A 15745-nucleotide genomic window follows, 5' to 3' on the forward strand; every position below is an offset into this window, starting at 1 on the left:
ATTAAATTATCAAGCGTTCTTTTTTTAATCATAAAATGCTATTTCCAGCATTACTCTCCCAAAATATGAGAACTATTTTTATTGGCTACTTTTAGCTACAATCATTAACTTATTTCACTTATTAAACAAATTACTTGAAATGGTTAACACTAAAATAAAGGTTTATGTATTTATTTTCATCACTGTATTGATGTCAAAGCCTGTATATGCCGTTTCTACACATAATATGTTTATTATCACGTTATCTATCTTAAGTTATGCGAAATGGAATACCCCCACTCCAGCTTTGTGTGTGATTGATAATCCAAACTATGCAGTGCAATTTAATCAAGCCTTACGCTTGCAAGGTTATCATTACAAAATTTCATCGATTCGTTTAAATGAATTAGATAAATCTTCGTGTAATGCCATTTTTTTATCTACTTTTTCCCCTCAGGAAGAGCAAAAAATTATTCACAGTCAAAGACAGGATCCCCCCCTCTCTTTTAGCTCGACCAACCAAGCCTGTGAAATTGGAAGTGCCTTCTGTCTTTATACACGTAATAACAGCACCTCATTTAAAGTGAACTTAGATAGTTTGAGTCAATCCAAAGTACGTGTTGATCCACGCGTGTTATTGCTTGCGAAAGCGACGGAGCAATAAAAATGGTTAAACATTCTCGCATGACCTCATTACAATCCTTATTCAAACGTTCGCAGCTCGCAATGTTTGCTTTAACTTTTTCAATTTGCACGATTATTTTTATTGTCGTTTCAACCTACACCATGAATACTTACGCAAAACAGAGCTTAAATATTCTTGCTGAGGCATTGAGTGAGCGCATACAGCCTGCTATGGTATTTAATGACCGCATAACGATTCAACAAATCTTAAATAATTACACCACGCAATATTCTATTCGTTCCATTCTAGTCCTTGATCCTTCAAAGCATGAGATTGCAAACAGTCGACAAGTTGCTAAATCCTTCCAGAATACTCAAAGTATTTTAGATCATTTGTTTTTTCAGCAACCGATTCAAATCTCTATTCAACATAATCAGCAGTATTACGGTTCGATTGTCGTCTATGGTAGTTCACAAAGTCTGTTAGATTTTTTCTTTAAAATTTTAATTGGTTTATGTCTGGCTATTATTTTAATTTTATTTGCACTTCTTTGGTCTGTCCGTTCTACATACCAATATTTAATGCGTTCTATTCACCCGCTGGTTTCTACTGCACGCGAAATTAGTGAATTTAAAGCCTATCAACTGCGCTTGCCACATTCCAATATCAAAGAACTACAACAACTGAATGAGGTATTTAATGAATTGTTAGATAAGATTCAAGCATCAACCCAAAAACTACGTGCGGAAAATGATGTATTGGCTCATCAAGCATTACATGATCAGCTTACACAATTACCTAACCGTCATTATTTTTATCAAACACTTCTGGCCAGCTTTGAACAATCCCCCAAGACCACCTCTGCATTATTTTTTATTGATAATAACAACTTTAAAGAAATCAACGACCAATATGGTCATTTAGCGGGTGATGCAGTATTACAGGAAATGGCTAAAAGGTTGCAAAACAGCTTAAGACAAGATGATTTTATTGCACGTCTGGGTGGAGATGAGTTTGCCATCCTCATTCGCAACGTCACCAAGACCGAACACCTCACTAAAATTAGTGAAAATTTATTGAAATGCTGCGAACAACCGCTTCATTTTGATCAACATCAGATTTATTTCAGCTTCTCTATCGGGATTGCTTCAACCGAGCAAGCACATAGTCCTGAGGATCTCATCACTGCCGCCGATAGCGCAATGTATAAAGCAAAAACATTGCAACAAGGCTGGTACTTCTCTCTACGTTAGGAACTTTACAATGATAACCCTTTCACATCCTATTAAACTCGCACTCATTCTATTGCTCAGTAGCGTTTTGAGCGCGTGTGCCAGTTGGGGACATTTAAACTATAAGCAAGCTCGTATGCTCAAAAAAGAGGGCTTCGTATTAACTGATGAAGGCTGGAGTTTACGCTTACCCGAGCGCTTATTATTTGGTTTTGACAGCTATGAAATTAAAGCTGAGCAAACTGACGAACTTACGCGCCTTTCAACACAGTTGCAAAAATACAAGCTCAATAAAATTAAGATTGTTGGTCATACCGATGATATTGGTGACAGTACTTATAATCAAATTTTGTCAGAAAAACGTGCGACCAGTGTATCTACAATTTTTCTTCAAACAGGCTTTCAACCTAATAATCTTCACACCATTGGACGAGGTTCTTCACAACCCCTTGTAGAAAATAGCTCTGATGAAAATCGAGCGATCAACCGTCGTGTGAATATTATTATTATCCCTTAAGGCTTAAACGACCAAGCTACATTCAAAACCATAGAACAACCGATACCCCTCAACATATTTCAGGTTGTCTAGCAGCTTGCCTAGACAACCTTTTTTTGATTTAAAAAACCAAAGACAAAAAGAAGGAGAGTTTAATTGCCAATTGTGATTATGAAAATTTAGCAAGATATAATAGGGTTTTATTAAATTTTAGACATAAAAAAACCGCTTAACGCGGCATCTTTATCTCGACCATTTATTAAAATGGTCGGAGCAGTAGGATTCGAACCTACGACCCCCTGGTCCCAAACCAGGTGCACTACCAGGCTGTGCTATGCTCCGAAATTGGGGTGAATGACGGGATTCGAACCCGCGACAACTGGAATCACAATCCAGGGCTCTACCAACTGAGCTACATCCACCACTATATAGTCCTACAATATCAAGCTACCAAATGGCGCGCCTGACAGGATTCGAACCTGTGACCATCCGCTTAGAAGGCGGATGCTCTATCCAACTGAGCTACAGGCGCATGACCGATGATACTAATATCATATGATACTTTGCCTTGAAGAATTGGTCGGAGCAGTAGGATTCGAACCTACGACCCCCTGGTCCCAAACCAGGTGCACTACCAGGCTGTGCTATGCTCCGATTCATCTCAGCTTTTACCGTATCGCACATCGTGCGGTACGGTGTGCATTCTAGGCGCGACGCCCAAGAACGTCAACACCTATATTTAAAAAAAGTTAAAAAAATGCGTCAAACGTATAAATATCAAGCATTTCTGATATTTTTTAAACAATTTTTAACGTTTTAAACTCGCACTGAAGTTAAGCATGCGATCTAGAGGTAATTTGGCACGTTCTGCCAAAGCTGGATCAACATGAATTTCCTGATCACCTTGCTGTAATACCTGCAAAATTCCATCCAATTCATTCATCGCCATCCAAGGACAATGTGCACAAGAACGACACGTCGCTCCCTCACCTGCTGTCGGTGCTTCGACTAAAATTTTGTTGGGTACTGCTTGTTGCATCTTGTAGAAGATGCCTCGGTCTGTCGCCACGATTAAACGTTCATGCGGTAAGGTCTGTGCCGCTTTAATCAATTGCGAGGTACTTCCAACGGCATCTGCAATATCAACCACAGATTCTGGCGATTCAGGATGAACCAAAACCGCAGCATCTGGATAGAGTGCTTTCATGTTGGCAATGCCGCGGGCACGGAATTCTTCATGTACGATACATGCGCCATCCCAAAGCAGCATATCTGCACCCGTTTTCTTTTGAATATAACGTCCCAAGTGCTGATCTGGCGCCCAAATGATCTTCTCACCCAAGCTATCCAAATGCTCAATAATCTCGACGGCACAACTAGAAGTCACCACCCAATCTGCGCGTGCTTTTACAGCAGCAGAGGTATTGGCATAAACCACGACAGTATGATCAGGATGCTGATCACAGAACGCTGTAAATTCATCTACAGGGCAGCCTAAATCGAGTGAACAAGTTGCTTCTAAGGTCGGCATCAACACAGTTTTTTCTGGGGAGAGAATTTTTGCAGTTTCTCCCATAAATTTCACACCTGCTACTACCAACGTCGAGGCTGCGTGATCGCGACCAAAGCGTGCCATTTCCAAAGAGTCTGATACACAACCGCCCGTCAACTCTGCCAATTCCTGAACTTCAGGGTCGCAGTAATAATGCGCGACAAGAACAGCATCACGTTTTTTCAATTCCGCTTTGATTTGTTCAAATTTTTCCTGTTTGGCTTGCTCAGTCAAATGATTGTCTTTTGGCTCGCCTAAACGGTCTAAATGCGCCTGCACAATCGATTTTGCGTCATTGGCAATTAAATTGGTCGCATCATTCATAAAAACGTCTTCTCTATCCCAACTGCTTGTTCACAAGCGGTGCATCCATAACACGGTCAATTTGGCACTGTGCTGAATTGACCAGTCATTCAAAACTTTAATTGGTAAAAAAGCCTCACAACGGAGGCTTTTCTTCACTCAAATGCCATTAAGAACGGTAATCCGCATTAATTTTGACATAGTCATAAGATAAATCACAGGTATAGACCGTATCCTTCGCTTGACCGCGACCCAAGTCCACCCGAATGGTAATCTCTGTTTGTGCCATTACGCGTGCGCCTTCTGCTTCCGTATAATCCGCTGCGGCGCCACCATCCTTACAGATTTGTACATCATCTAACCAAACCTGAATTTTTTCAACCTCTAAATTTTTTACCCCAGCATAACCAATGGCTGCCAAAATACGGCCCCAGTTTGGATCAGAAGCAAAAAATGCAGTTTTAACCAACGGAGAATGCGCAATACTGTAAGCAATATCACAACATTCTTGTGTATCTGCACCACCTTCAACTACGACTGTCATGAACTTGGTTGCACCCTCACCATCACGCACAATCAGTTGTGCTAGGCGTTTCATGACACGAACAAGAACTTCAAGCACAGTTGTATAACGAGCATCCTCTATTGATGTAATTTCAACACCACCTGCTTGACCCGTGGCAACAAAAATACAAGAGTCGTTGGTAGAAGTATCGCCATCGATGGTAATACGGTTAAAAGATTGATTCACCGCAATTTGTAACAATTGTTGCACTAAAGCACGGGAAATCGGAGCATCAGTCGCAACATAGCCCAACATGGTCGCCATATTTGGACGAATCATGCCCGCACCTTTGGAAATACCTGTCATGGTGTACAATACACCATCTAGCTCAAACTGCTCAGATGCACCTTTAGGTGTTGTATCCGTGGTCATAATGCCAAATGCGGCATCTGTCCATGCATCTTCCTGCAAACTATCCAATGCTGGCTGTAGACCTGCAACTAGACGTGGTAATGGTAACTGTTCACCAATCACACCTGTAGAAAAAGGGAGAACCTGTTCTGGATTAACACCTGCCAATTTTGCCAATTGCATACAAGTTTCTTGGGCATTTTGCATTCCCAAAGTACCTGTTCCAGCATTGGCATTGCCTGTATTAATAATTAAATAACGTGGATTTCCCACAGCCAAATGGGCTTTTGATACATGTACTGGTGCTGCACAGAATGCATTCTGTGTGAAAACACCCGCAACATTTGAACCTTCGGCAAATTCAAAAATGACCAGATCACGTCGGTTCTGATAGCGAATATATGCTTCAGCCGAACCGATTTTTACCCCTTTGACCACATGCATCTGTGGCATAGTAACGTCACCCACTGCCATTTTTAAATGTCCACTTTGTTGTTCAAGTAAGTGTCACAGCTTAGTAGAAATGCAACTAAAAATCGAGGTGTTTCAGGCAATTTCCTGCGTATTCCTTTTACACAGCTAAAACTTATATTCACCTCAATTTAAAAGGGTATTTCGCATAATTAATCGACTCGAACCAATACCTATACAAAAAAAAGCAGCTCGTAAGCTGCCTTTTGATATATCGACTTAGTTTGCCGCCAACTGCGTTGGACTTCCTACAAGCGTTTGTTTCGCTTGCTCTTGGCTTTCCGCAGAAAGTGCTGGGTTAGTCGCAACAATACGACTTGCCGTTGTTGTGGTTGCAGCACTCACTGCTGCTGTTTTTAAGATAATTGGACGTTGCTGCGCATTTGGGAAAGTATATTTAATCCCAGTACGCGGACTCATCACCGTAACATTAGTATCTTGTACCGTAGCTGCTGCGGTTGTTGCACCTTGAGCAGCTTCTACTTTGGCAACTGTTGTTGTTTCAGGCGTATTCGCCATAGCCAAAGTCGGGATTGCCAAAACAGCAACAACTAAGGGGCGTAATAATTTTTTCATTATCTTTCGCTTTTCAGGTTCCAATCAGCAACTTAATAACACTTAATAATGAACACTGCAAACCTTATTCACATCTTGAAAATATTTAACTACAGTTCACATAAGAACAAAAAACCCTTGTAGTGCTTCAAAAGATAGAAACGATACAAGGGTTTACTTTAGTCAATTGATAAAATTAAATTTTACCATGACATTGTTTATATTTTAGACCTGAACCACATGGGCAAGGAGAGTTACGACTAGCTGGAGCAACGACATCTTGATCTGTAGGGTTGAAACCTAAATGTTGTTCAGAACTAATCTGCGAAGTCACTTCACCTGTTAAGCCGTCTACTTCATCGTGTGAAAGGTTTAATTGCATTGCTTCGGCTTGCGCTTGTTTTTGCGCTTCCATTGCTGCTAGCTCTTCTGGAGTCGGCACATGTACACGAGACAAATCGGTCACCACATCAGTTTTAATCACAGCCAACATATTGACGAATAAGTTGAATGCTTCTTTCTTATATTCTTGCTCAGGATTTTTTTGCGCATAACCACGTAAATGAATCCCTTGGCGCAAGTAATCCATGGCTGCCAAATGGTCTTTCCAATGGCGATCCAATGAACTCAAGACAAAATGGCGCTCAAGCATCGCTGCCGATTCAGGCCCCATTTGTTCGCGACGCGAACGATAGCGCGCGACAATCTCGTCGGTAATACGATCAACCAGCGCCTCTTCATCTAAGCGACGCTCATTTTCCAACCAGTGATTAATCGGTAAATCGACTGCAAATTCTTCACGTAATGCACGCTCAAGACCTTCAATATCCCACTGATCGTGAATCGACTCTGGTGGAATGTAATTGGCAATCACCGCTTTCATCACTTCATGATGCATTTCTTCGACATATTCTTGCAACGTATTTTCTGCGAGAACATCATCACGTTGTGAATAAATAATCTTACGCTGTTCGTTATTCACATCATCGTACTTCAATAGATTCTTACGAATATCAAAGTTACGTGCTTCCACTTTACGCTGTGCATTTTCAATCGAGCGCGACACCATTTTGTGTTCAATCGCTTCGTCTTCTTGCAAGCCCATGGCACGCATCATGGCAACCACACGGTCACCTGCAAAGATACGCATCAAGTCATCTTCAAGTGACAAATAGAAGCGTGACACGCCTGGGTCACCTTGACGTCCCGCACGACCACGCAACTGGTTATCAATACGACGTGATTCATGGCGTTCAGAACCAATAATATGTAAACCACCTGAAGCCAAGACCATTTCGTGGTTTTGTTCCCACTCTTCTTTTAAGCGAGCTTCATCTTCAGGTGTATGATTTTCAATTTTGGCCAGTTTAGCTTTCCAGTTACCACCCAAGATAATATCGGTACCACGGCCTGCCATGTTGGTAGCAATAGTTACGGCGCGTGGTGAACCTGCTTGAGCAATAATATCAGCTTCACGCTCATGCTGCTTAGCATTCAGTACTTCATGCTGAATACCTGCTTCTTTCAGCTTTTCCGATAAGATTTCAGAAGCTTCAATGGTCGCAGTACCAATCAAAATTGGAGCTACACCTGCTTCATGTACACGCTGAATTTCTTGGATGATTGCATTGTATTTGCCATTACGATTCAAATAGATTAAATCGTTTTGATCCTGACGAATCATTGGTCGGTGTGTTGGAATAATCACTACATCCAAACCATAAATTTCTTTCATTTCCGCCGCTTCAGTATCTGCGGTACCCGTCATGCCTGACAATTTTTTGTATAAGCGGAAATAGTTCTGGAAAGTCGTGGTTGCCAAAGTCTGGTTTTCTGGCTGAATTTCCAAGCCTTCTTTGGCTTCTACTGCTTGATGTAGACCTTCAGACCAACGACGACCTGGCATAGTACGACCAGTGTTCTCGTCCACAATGATGACTTCACCTTCGTGGATAATGTAATGTACGTTACGTTGATACAAGAAATGCGCACGAATCGCAGCCGTCACGTGATGCACTAAGTTGAGGTTAGATGCTGAATATAAGCTCTCACCTTCAGCCAGCAATCCCATCTCAATCAATTCATTTTCAACAGTTTCAAAACCAATTTCGGTCATTTCTACCGAACGTTGTTTTTCATCAATCCAGAAATGACCGCCATCTGCAACTTTTTCTTCTTTTTGCGCATGCAGTTTTGGTGGAATGGTATTGATCGCTGAATAAAGCTGAGAAGAGTCGTCACTTTGACCCGAGATAATTAACGGCGTACGTGCTTCATCAATGAGAATTGAGTCCACTTCGTCAATAATGGCATAAATCAAACCACGTTGTTTTTTCTCAGCAAGCGCAAACACCATATTGTCGCGCAAGTAGTCAAAACCAAATTCATTGTTAGTACCGTAAGTGATATCTGCACGGTAGGCATCTGCTTTTTCCATTGGATTTTGCATGGAATAAATAATACCAATGCTTAAACCCAAGAATTCAAAGAGGGGACGGTTTAACTCGGCATCACGCTGAGCTAAGTAGTCATTCACCGTGATGACATGCACGCCCTGACCACTGATCGCATTCAAATAACACGCCAGTGTACCCATGAGCGTTTTACCCTCACCCGTACGCATCTCAGCAATTTTACCTTCATGCAAGGTAATACCACCAATCAACTGCACATCGTAATGACGCATACCCATGACACGCTTTGCTGCTTCACGACAAACTGCAAACGCTTCTGGCAATAATTTATCGAGGCTTTCACCTTTGTTATAACGTTGTTTGAATTCTTCGGTTTTTGCAGATAAGTCTGCGTCGTTTAAGGCAGATATCGTCGGCTCGAGCGCATTAATCTTGTCTACGATTTTACGCATGCGTTTGAGTTCGCGCTCATTTTTGGTACCGAAGATTCCTCCGATCAGACTTGCCAACATGAATAGACTCTCTAAATCTTGCTTGTCAATGAATAAATTTTTTCTCAGACGTTATTATGGTGCTAGAAATTTGAAGTACAAGGGTTTTGCACAAAACCAATAAAAAAATTCTGATCACTGGTTCTAGCCCCTGACCTAAGGCGAAATAATGTAGCAAATTTCGATCAGACGATATAGAGCGTTCATCTTGAATCAATAGATATTTTCACAGCGATATCCATCTTGCTTATTCATTTCTTGCATAAACAAATGCAAAAAAGCTATTTTTCATAGTAAAAGAATTGCGCGATAGTCTGACTTAAATCAAATACACAAAACAATTGAGGTAAATAAAAATGTCACTACGTTTAGGCGATATCGCACCCAATTTTGAACAGGATTCGAGTGAAGGTCTGATTAATTTTTATGATTATTTAGGTGATAGTTGGGGCATTCTGTTTTCTCATCCCGCAGACTATACGCCTGTATGTACGACCGAACTGGGCTACACTGCGAAACTAAAAGATGAATTTGCGCAGCGCGGAGTCAAAGCAATTGCATTGTCTGTCGATGATGTCGAATCACATCATGGCTGGATTCAGGATATTAATGAAACCCAGAATACTACGGTCAATTTCCCAATCATTGCCGATAAAGATCGTAAGGTCTCCACCCTTTATGACTTTATTCATCCGAATGCGAGTGAAACCTTGACAGTACGTTCTTTGGTGATTATTGACCCGAATAAAAAAGTGCGGTTAATTATTACTTATCCTGCGTCAACAGGACGTAACTTCCATGAAATTTTGCGCGTGATTGACTCTTTACAACTGACTGATCATCATAAAGTTGCAACCCCTGCTAACTGGACGCATGGCGATGATGTGGTGATTGTACCTTCTTTACAAGATGAAGCTGAATTGAAACAACGCTTCCCAAAAGGTTATACCGCAGTAAAACCTTATTTACGCTTAACGCCACAACCCAATCTAGAATAAAACGAAGGTATTTTCAGCAAACATTTTTAGCCTGTCTACAGACAGGCTATTTGGGTAAATTCATCACCCACTGCTAAGTTCCACTTGGTATTTTGATAACAGTCAGTTATAAATACAGCAAATCATTTTAAGAATAAAGACTGTGATTCATAACATTCATCATTTACATTGTGGCACCATGTGCCCTGTTTGCGGCCCCTTATTTGGGCAAAAAGGATTCCATGCTCATGTGATCTGTCATTGTTTATTGTTAGAAACGGACCGTGGATTGGTCTTGATTGATACAGGTTTAGGTATGCAGGATCTTCTTCATACCAAAGCACGTCTTGGCAAGATGATTGCGCGGTTTGGAAAAATTGAAAACAATTTAGAACTGACCGCCATCGCACAAATACAAAAACTTGGCTTTAACCCCAAAGATGTTCAGCATATTTTTGTTTCGCACTTAGACTTTGACCATGCTGGGGGTATTTCAGATTTCCCTCAAGCGACGGTGCATGTGCTGTCTTCCGAATATAATGCTACACAAAATTTGAACCATTACAAACGCAAAGCGCGTTATAAAGTAAAACAGTTTCAACAACATCGTTACTGGAACTTTATTGAACCGATTGCTAACGATGACTGGTTCAACCTCAAACAGATTCGTAATTTTGATTTATTTGAAAATGACCTGTTGATGATTCCACTCTTGGGGCATACCGCAGGACACAGTGGTATTGCTGTTCGCGACCAAGATCAATGGTTGCTTTTCTGTGGAGATGCCTACTACTCACATTTACAACTGGATGGTCAGCACAAACTTAGAACCTTAAATCAGGTCGAACAATTCTTTGCCGAAGATAATCTAGCACGTGTAGAAAATTTAAAACGCCTGCAAACGCTGTCACAAAAACATCCAGAAGTTCAACTCATCTGTGCGCATGACCCTGTAGAATTAGCCCGATACCAATGAAAATTCAAATCAGTATTCTCTATAGCTGCCTCTGTTTCAGTACGCTAAATCTTTCTGGCTGTATGACTACGCCAGCACTACCGCCTGAAGCTCGACCAACGCAATGGGGAACCTTAATCAATCAAGCTGATAATTTTTATCAAATCAGTACCGATATTTTTCGTAGTGAACAACCCAATACAGAGATGGCATCCTCACTCAAAGCTCATGATATTGGTGTTGTAATCAATTTAAGATCGCGCCATCAAGACCCACAAAACTTAGATGCGCAAAACTTTGAGTTAGTACATATTCCCATTCATACTTGGGCTATTAATCGGGAAGATTTATTGGCTGTGATGCGCCAAATTCAATTGGCCAAAGCACAACAACAAAAAGTACTGATTCATTGTTACCACGGCTCAGATCGTACAGGTGCCAGCATCGCCATGTATCGAATTGTTTTTGAACAATGGAGTATTGATGACGCTTTACAAGAAATGAAATATGGGGGCTATGGTTTCCACCCTATTTGGCAAAACATCGAAAATTTATTTACCCCCGAAAATGTAAAATGGATTCAAGAGCAACTCTCGAATCCATCTTAAAGCATGACTGTAATGAACTAACGACGGTCTAAGGGTACCCAATCAATGACCCATGCGGACTTCATATTCAAGCTCGCATCGGTAGTAATCTTTTTACGGGTCACATCTGCGACATCACGACTTTTGGCAGGTCCAACCATAATTCGAATACCTTTCGATGTTGGACTTTGTACCACTTTATAGCCTTTTGCCTTTAACTTGGAAATGACGCTATCTGCATTGGCAGCATTGGCAGCAAGAGCCACCTGAACCATCCACTGCTTATCACCATTTTCGAGTAAATCTCGTGCCTTGTCGGCTTCAGCTTTCTTTTTCGCGTCTTCTTTACGTTTCGCTTCCGCTTCACGTAGTTTCTTTTCTTCAGCGGCTTTGGCTGTTGCTTGACGCTCTTGATCTGCCTTACGTTGTGCCTCTAATTTACGTTGAGCTTCAACTTCACGTAATTTTTTTTCTTCAGCAGCTTTTTCACGTGCTTTACGTTCCTGATCAGCCTTACGCAGTGCCTCTGCCTTAAGGTTTTCTGCACTCAATTTTTTATCAGCTTCAGACTGTTGTTGCGCCTTCTGCTGATCTAGCTTCTTTTGCGCAGTAAGTTTTTCCTCCGCCAGGCGCTTTTGCTTAGCTTTTTCATCTTCAACCAATTCAGGTGGAATATTATCTGAACTTTGTTGTGCACCCGTTCGGGCTGCATTTAATGCTGCATATTCTTCAGCTGCTTTACGTGCAGCATCCGCTTCAGCTTGCTGTTGCATGGCTAAAAATTCGGCTGCGCGGGCTTCTTGCTCTGCAACTGCCTTCTCACGAGCACGGCGTTGCTCTTCAAGCAATCGTTTTTCCGTTTCAACATCAACAGTAAGACCTTGCAATTGCACCATCCCACTGTCTGGTTTTGCATTTTTTTGCTGAACTTGCTCGACCAATTCAGGGTGTTTGATATTATTTTGATGTATTTCTTCTTTACCTTTCAGAAGCAAGGCTGCCAATAAAACACCACCACCTAATAAAACAACACCACCCATCCAGCGTTGTTTGTTATTCATTGACATTCTTCCAAATACTCCCAGACTGCTTCCAAAGTATGAAATGAACCACATACTAAAATCAGCTGATTATTTTTAGATTCATCGAGGGCTGATTGGAAAGCTAATTGAACATTAGTGAAATGCTGTACTGTCTGCTGTTGTAATGCATCATCAAGTTGGGCAATTTCCGCAGCTCGCGGTACCGTTAATGGGGCAATTTTCCACATTAAAATACTATTTTTTAATGACTCAACTACAGATTTAATATCTTTATCAGCCAACATTGAAAAAACAGCAACCACTTCTGTGTATTGTTTATTGTATTTTAGGAAATTTCGCAATTGCTTTAACAAAAAATCAACGCCATGTGGATTATGTCCCGCATCAAAAATCACGGTTTTATCTGCAATTTGACGAATTTCAAAACGTCCTGACAGTTGTGCCCGTTGAATACCCTGCGCAATTGCTTCCTGTCGAATCTCCAACCCACTCAACAAAACAGCAGCAACAGCGGTAGAAATATTTTCTAATGCCAAACGACCAAGTGGTAATTTTAAGGTGGTTCCAGAAGACGCAAATAACCAATGCTGTCCATCTTCACTCAATTGATAAAAATAATCGCGTTCAGCAGCAAATAACAGTGCATGACACTCTTGTGCTTTTTTGGCAATCGCTTCTGGTAAACTTTGTAATCCACCAAAAATAACAGGAATATTAGGGCGAATAATGCCAGCCTTTTCATAGGCAATTTTCTCGATGGTATCGCCTAACCAATCTGTATGGTCTAAACCAATATTGGTAATGACTGCAACATCTGGATCAATCACATTGACCACATCCAGACGGCCTCCTAGCCCCACCTCAAGCACCCAGACATCACATGCTTGCTGTTTAAAAATCAAAAAAGCAGCCAAAGTGGTTGCTTCAAAGAAAGATAAACTCAAATTGCATGCACGACGTGCCTGATCGACCTGAACAAAAGCATCTATCAGACTTTGGTCATCGACTTCTTGACCTGCCAGTTTAACCCGTTCATTAAAACGATAAATATGCGGTGACTGATAAAGTCCAACCTTGTAGCCTTGGGCATTTAAAATAGCAGCCAAGGTCGTAGTGGTTGAACCTTTACCGTTGGTGCCAGCAACCGTAATCACTTTCGCTTCTGGTTGCGTTACACCCAACATTTCAGCGACGGGAACGACGCGTTCCAGACCTAAATCAATCCCCGTAACGTGAACATGGCCCCAATACGAGAGCCATGTGTCTAAATTATCTTGTGCAAGTGGTGCAGTGTTGTTCAAGGTAAATTCATCAATTTGGTCACAATACGATATACAGTATCACGTAATGCATGACGATGAACGATTTGATCGATTACACCATGATCAAGCAGGTATTCAGCACGTTGGAACGGTTCTTCCAATTTCTCACGTACTGTTTGCTCAATTACACGTTTACCAGCAAAACCAATCATCGCTTTTGGCTCTGCAATATGCACATCACCTAACATTGCCAATGAAGCGGTTACACCACCATATACAGGATGGGTTAATACCACGATATACGGTAAGCCTGCCTCTTTTACACGTTGAATCGCTGCTGAAGTACGTGCCATTTGCATTAAAGACAACATACCTTCTTGCATACGTGCACCACCAGATGCTGCAAAACAGATGAATGGTTGTTTAAGTGCAATTGCGCGTTCAGCTGCTTGTACAAAACGATCACCAACGACTGTACCCATTGAACCGCCCATAAAGTCGAATTCAAAAGCACATGCGGTCATTGCGACATCTTTCAATGTACCTTGCATCACGATTAAAGCTTCAGATTCACCTGTTTTCTTTTGCGCTTCAACCATACGTTCTGGGTAAGGCTTGCTATCGACAAATTTAAGTGGATCTTTCGCAACAAATTCTTGACCTAGTTCCGTTTTAACTTGGTCAAAGAACCATGTTAAACGATCACGCGCTTTCATGCGTAAATGTTCGTCACACTGTGGGCAAACATAAGCATTAAATGTCATTGCGGTGCGTGTCACCAATGCATGACATTCAGGACATTCAACCGTTGGTTCGGTAAATGTTGCTTTGAGTGCTTGTTGCTCATCGGGAACTTCAATACCTGGAACGCCACGTTCAGTCCACGGTGTCGATGGGCTAAGAATTTTCCCTGATTTCACTTCTTGATTCATACTAACTCATCGAGCGCTGCTCGAAGCTCCTTGACTTTATTAACCGTTTCAACAACGGCTTGTTCTGGTGTCAAGCTCGCAAATTGTTTTACAAATGCACTGCCGACAATCACAGCATCGGCTACACCACCCATTGCTTTCGCAGAAGCAGCATCGCTAATACCAAAACCGACACCCACAGGGATATCCGTCTCTGCTTTAATTTTTTGGATACGTGCTGCAGCTTCAGAGACATCTAAAGTTGCTGCACCTGTTACTCCTTTCAAAGATACATAATAGATAAATCCGCTGGCTTGCTTTACTACATGACGAATACGTTCATCTGTAGAAGTTGGTGCAAGTAAGAAAATTTGATCCATTTCGTACTTTTTCAGGACATCATCCAGAGCTTTAGCTTCTTCTGGCGGTAAATCGACCAGTAAGATGCCATCCACACCACATTCATTGGCATAGGCTACAAATTTTTCATAACCAATGACTTCAACAGGATTTAAATATCCCATTAAAACAACAGGTGTTTCTTGATCTTTTTGACGGAACTCTTTCACCATATTCAGCGCATCTAAGGTATTGGTTCCACCAGCCAAAGCACGCTCAGCGGCTAAAGCAATGACAGGACCATCCGCCATAGGATCTGAAAATGGGAGCCCAAGTTCAATAACATCTACGCCCGCCTCAACCATTTGATGTAACAGAGGTACCGTTACTTGTGGATGAGGATCTCCAGCCATCACATAGGAAACTAGCGCTTTACGCTGTTGAGATTTAAGTTGTCCAAAACGAGTGGCTAAACGTGACATAGGGTTGTACTTTCCTTGAATTATTTAAAACTGAGGAGTTGGTTTTGTAGAAATACAAGACGATGCATTGTAACGCTATTTTTTGCACCTTGAATAGAGTTCATGCACTTCCCTTGAATTTCATACGACATCACATGATTCAGAACAACCCGAAA

Annotated in this window: 14 protein-coding genes and 4 tRNA genes; 6 read left to right on the top strand and 12 right to left on the bottom strand. The window is 41.4% G+C overall.

Going from position 1 to position 15745, the window contains the following annotated elements:
* The first annotated feature begins 190 nt into the window (after positions 1-190).
* The 3 genes from yfiR to yfiB are packed head-to-tail and all read left to right on the top strand — an operon-like array spanning position 191 to position 2353.
* Positions 191-643 carry a regulatory sequestration protein YfiR gene (yfiR, locus tag F4W09_RS07570; protein WP_052662019.1) on the top strand — a complete coding sequence of 151 codons (453 nt, stop codon included), beginning with the start codon at positions 191-193 and terminating at the stop codon, positions 641-643.
* A 2-nt stretch (positions 644-645) separates the two neighbouring features.
* On the top strand, positions 646-1857 hold the full coding sequence (dgcN, locus tag F4W09_RS07575) for a diguanylate cyclase DgcN/YfiN (protein ID WP_151504475.1): 1212 nt from the start codon (positions 646-648) through the stop codon (positions 1855-1857).
* A 10-nt stretch (positions 1858-1867) separates the two neighbouring features.
* Positions 1868-2353 (top strand): outer membrane lipoprotein YfiB, encoded by a 486-nt coding sequence (gene yfiB, locus F4W09_RS07580; protein WP_044737852.1) that lies wholly within the window; start codon positions 1868-1870, stop codon positions 2351-2353.
* A 244-nt stretch (positions 2354-2597) separates the two neighbouring features.
* On the opposite strand, the gene F4W09_RS07585 is transcribed toward yfiB, so the two are convergent.
* From F4W09_RS07585 to secA, 8 genes are all read right to left on the bottom strand, one after another.
* Positions 2598-2674: transfer RNA gene (locus F4W09_RS07585), tRNA-Pro, on the bottom strand.
* Positions 2675-2678: 4 nt separating this feature from the next.
* Positions 2679-2754 (bottom strand) — tRNA-His (locus F4W09_RS07590).
* 33 nt (positions 2755-2787) lie between these two features.
* A tRNA-Arg gene (locus F4W09_RS07595) sits at positions 2788-2864 on the bottom strand.
* Between the two features lie 45 nt (positions 2865-2909).
* Positions 2910-2986 (bottom strand) — tRNA-Pro (locus F4W09_RS07600).
* Between the two features lie 154 nt (positions 2987-3140).
* Entirely contained in the window at positions 3141-4208 is a 1068-nt protein-coding gene (gene nadA / locus F4W09_RS07605; protein ID WP_016168158.1) for a quinolinate synthase NadA, read from the bottom strand.
* Positions 4209-4356: 148 nt separating this feature from the next.
* Complete coding sequence (argJ, locus tag F4W09_RS07610) at positions 4357-5577, bottom strand: bifunctional glutamate N-acetyltransferase/amino-acid acetyltransferase ArgJ (protein ID WP_151504476.1); 1221 nt, start codon at positions 5575-5577, stop codon at positions 4357-4359.
* A 216-nt stretch (positions 5578-5793) separates the two neighbouring features.
* A complete protein-coding gene (locus F4W09_RS07615; protein ID WP_044738746.1) occupies positions 5794-6150 on the bottom strand; it encodes a hypothetical protein in 357 nt (118 codons plus the stop codon).
* 175 nt (positions 6151-6325) lie between these two features.
* Positions 6326-9055 carry a preprotein translocase subunit SecA gene (gene secA, locus F4W09_RS07620; protein WP_151504477.1) on the bottom strand — a complete coding sequence of 910 codons (2730 nt, stop codon included), beginning with the start codon at positions 9053-9055 and terminating at the stop codon, positions 6326-6328.
* 335 nt (positions 9056-9390) lie between these two features.
* Between secA and F4W09_RS07625 the strand changes: the two genes are divergently transcribed.
* The 3 genes from F4W09_RS07625 (at position 9391) to F4W09_RS07635 (ending at position 11574) form a co-directional block, all read left to right on the top strand.
* A complete protein-coding gene (locus tag F4W09_RS07625) occupies positions 9391-10032 on the top strand; it encodes a peroxiredoxin (RefSeq protein WP_044738744.1) in 642 nt (213 codons plus the stop codon).
* Positions 10033-10174: 142 nt separating this feature from the next.
* Positions 10175-10987 (top strand): MBL fold metallo-hydrolase, encoded by an 813-nt coding sequence (locus F4W09_RS07630; RefSeq protein WP_035301906.1) that lies wholly within the window; start codon positions 10175-10177, stop codon positions 10985-10987.
* Positions 10984-11574 carry a dual specificity protein phosphatase family protein gene (locus tag F4W09_RS07635; RefSeq protein WP_151504478.1) on the top strand — a complete coding sequence of 197 codons (591 nt, stop codon included), beginning with the start codon at positions 10984-10986 and terminating at the stop codon, positions 11572-11574. The genes F4W09_RS07630 and F4W09_RS07635 overlap by 4 nt, the downstream gene beginning before the upstream one ends.
* A 17-nt stretch (positions 11575-11591) precedes the next feature.
* Here F4W09_RS07635 and F4W09_RS07640 read toward each other — a convergent pair whose 3' ends face one another.
* Genes F4W09_RS07640 through trpA form a run of 4 tightly spaced genes read right to left on the bottom strand, consistent with a single transcriptional unit; the run spans position 11592 to position 15590 of the window.
* The gene (locus F4W09_RS07640; protein ID WP_171492411.1) at positions 11592-12620 is read right to left on the bottom strand and encodes an SPOR domain-containing protein; all 1029 of its coding nucleotides are present in this window, start codon (positions 12618-12620) and stop codon (positions 11592-11594) included.
* The gene (gene folC / locus F4W09_RS07645; protein ID WP_151504480.1) at positions 12611-13897 is read right to left on the bottom strand and encodes a bifunctional tetrahydrofolate synthase/dihydrofolate synthase; all 1287 of its coding nucleotides are present in this window, start codon (positions 13895-13897) and stop codon (positions 12611-12613) included. Before folC ends, F4W09_RS07640 begins: the two co-directional genes overlap by 10 nt.
* The gene (gene accD / locus F4W09_RS07650) at positions 13894-14790 is read right to left on the bottom strand and encodes an acetyl-CoA carboxylase, carboxyltransferase subunit beta (RefSeq protein WP_016168167.1); all 897 of its coding nucleotides are present in this window, start codon (positions 14788-14790) and stop codon (positions 13894-13896) included. Before accD ends, folC begins: the two co-directional genes overlap by 4 nt.
* Complete coding sequence (gene trpA, locus F4W09_RS07655; RefSeq protein ID WP_016168168.1) at positions 14787-15590, bottom strand: tryptophan synthase subunit alpha; 804 nt, start codon at positions 15588-15590, stop codon at positions 14787-14789. Before trpA ends, accD begins: the two co-directional genes overlap by 4 nt.
* Positions 15591-15745 lie beyond the last annotated feature (155 nt).

Origin of the sequence: Acinetobacter tandoii (assembly GCF_008867985.1) — a bacterium.
In the GTDB taxonomy this organism is placed as follows: Bacteria; Pseudomonadota; Gammaproteobacteria; order Pseudomonadales; family Moraxellaceae; genus Acinetobacter; species Acinetobacter tandoii.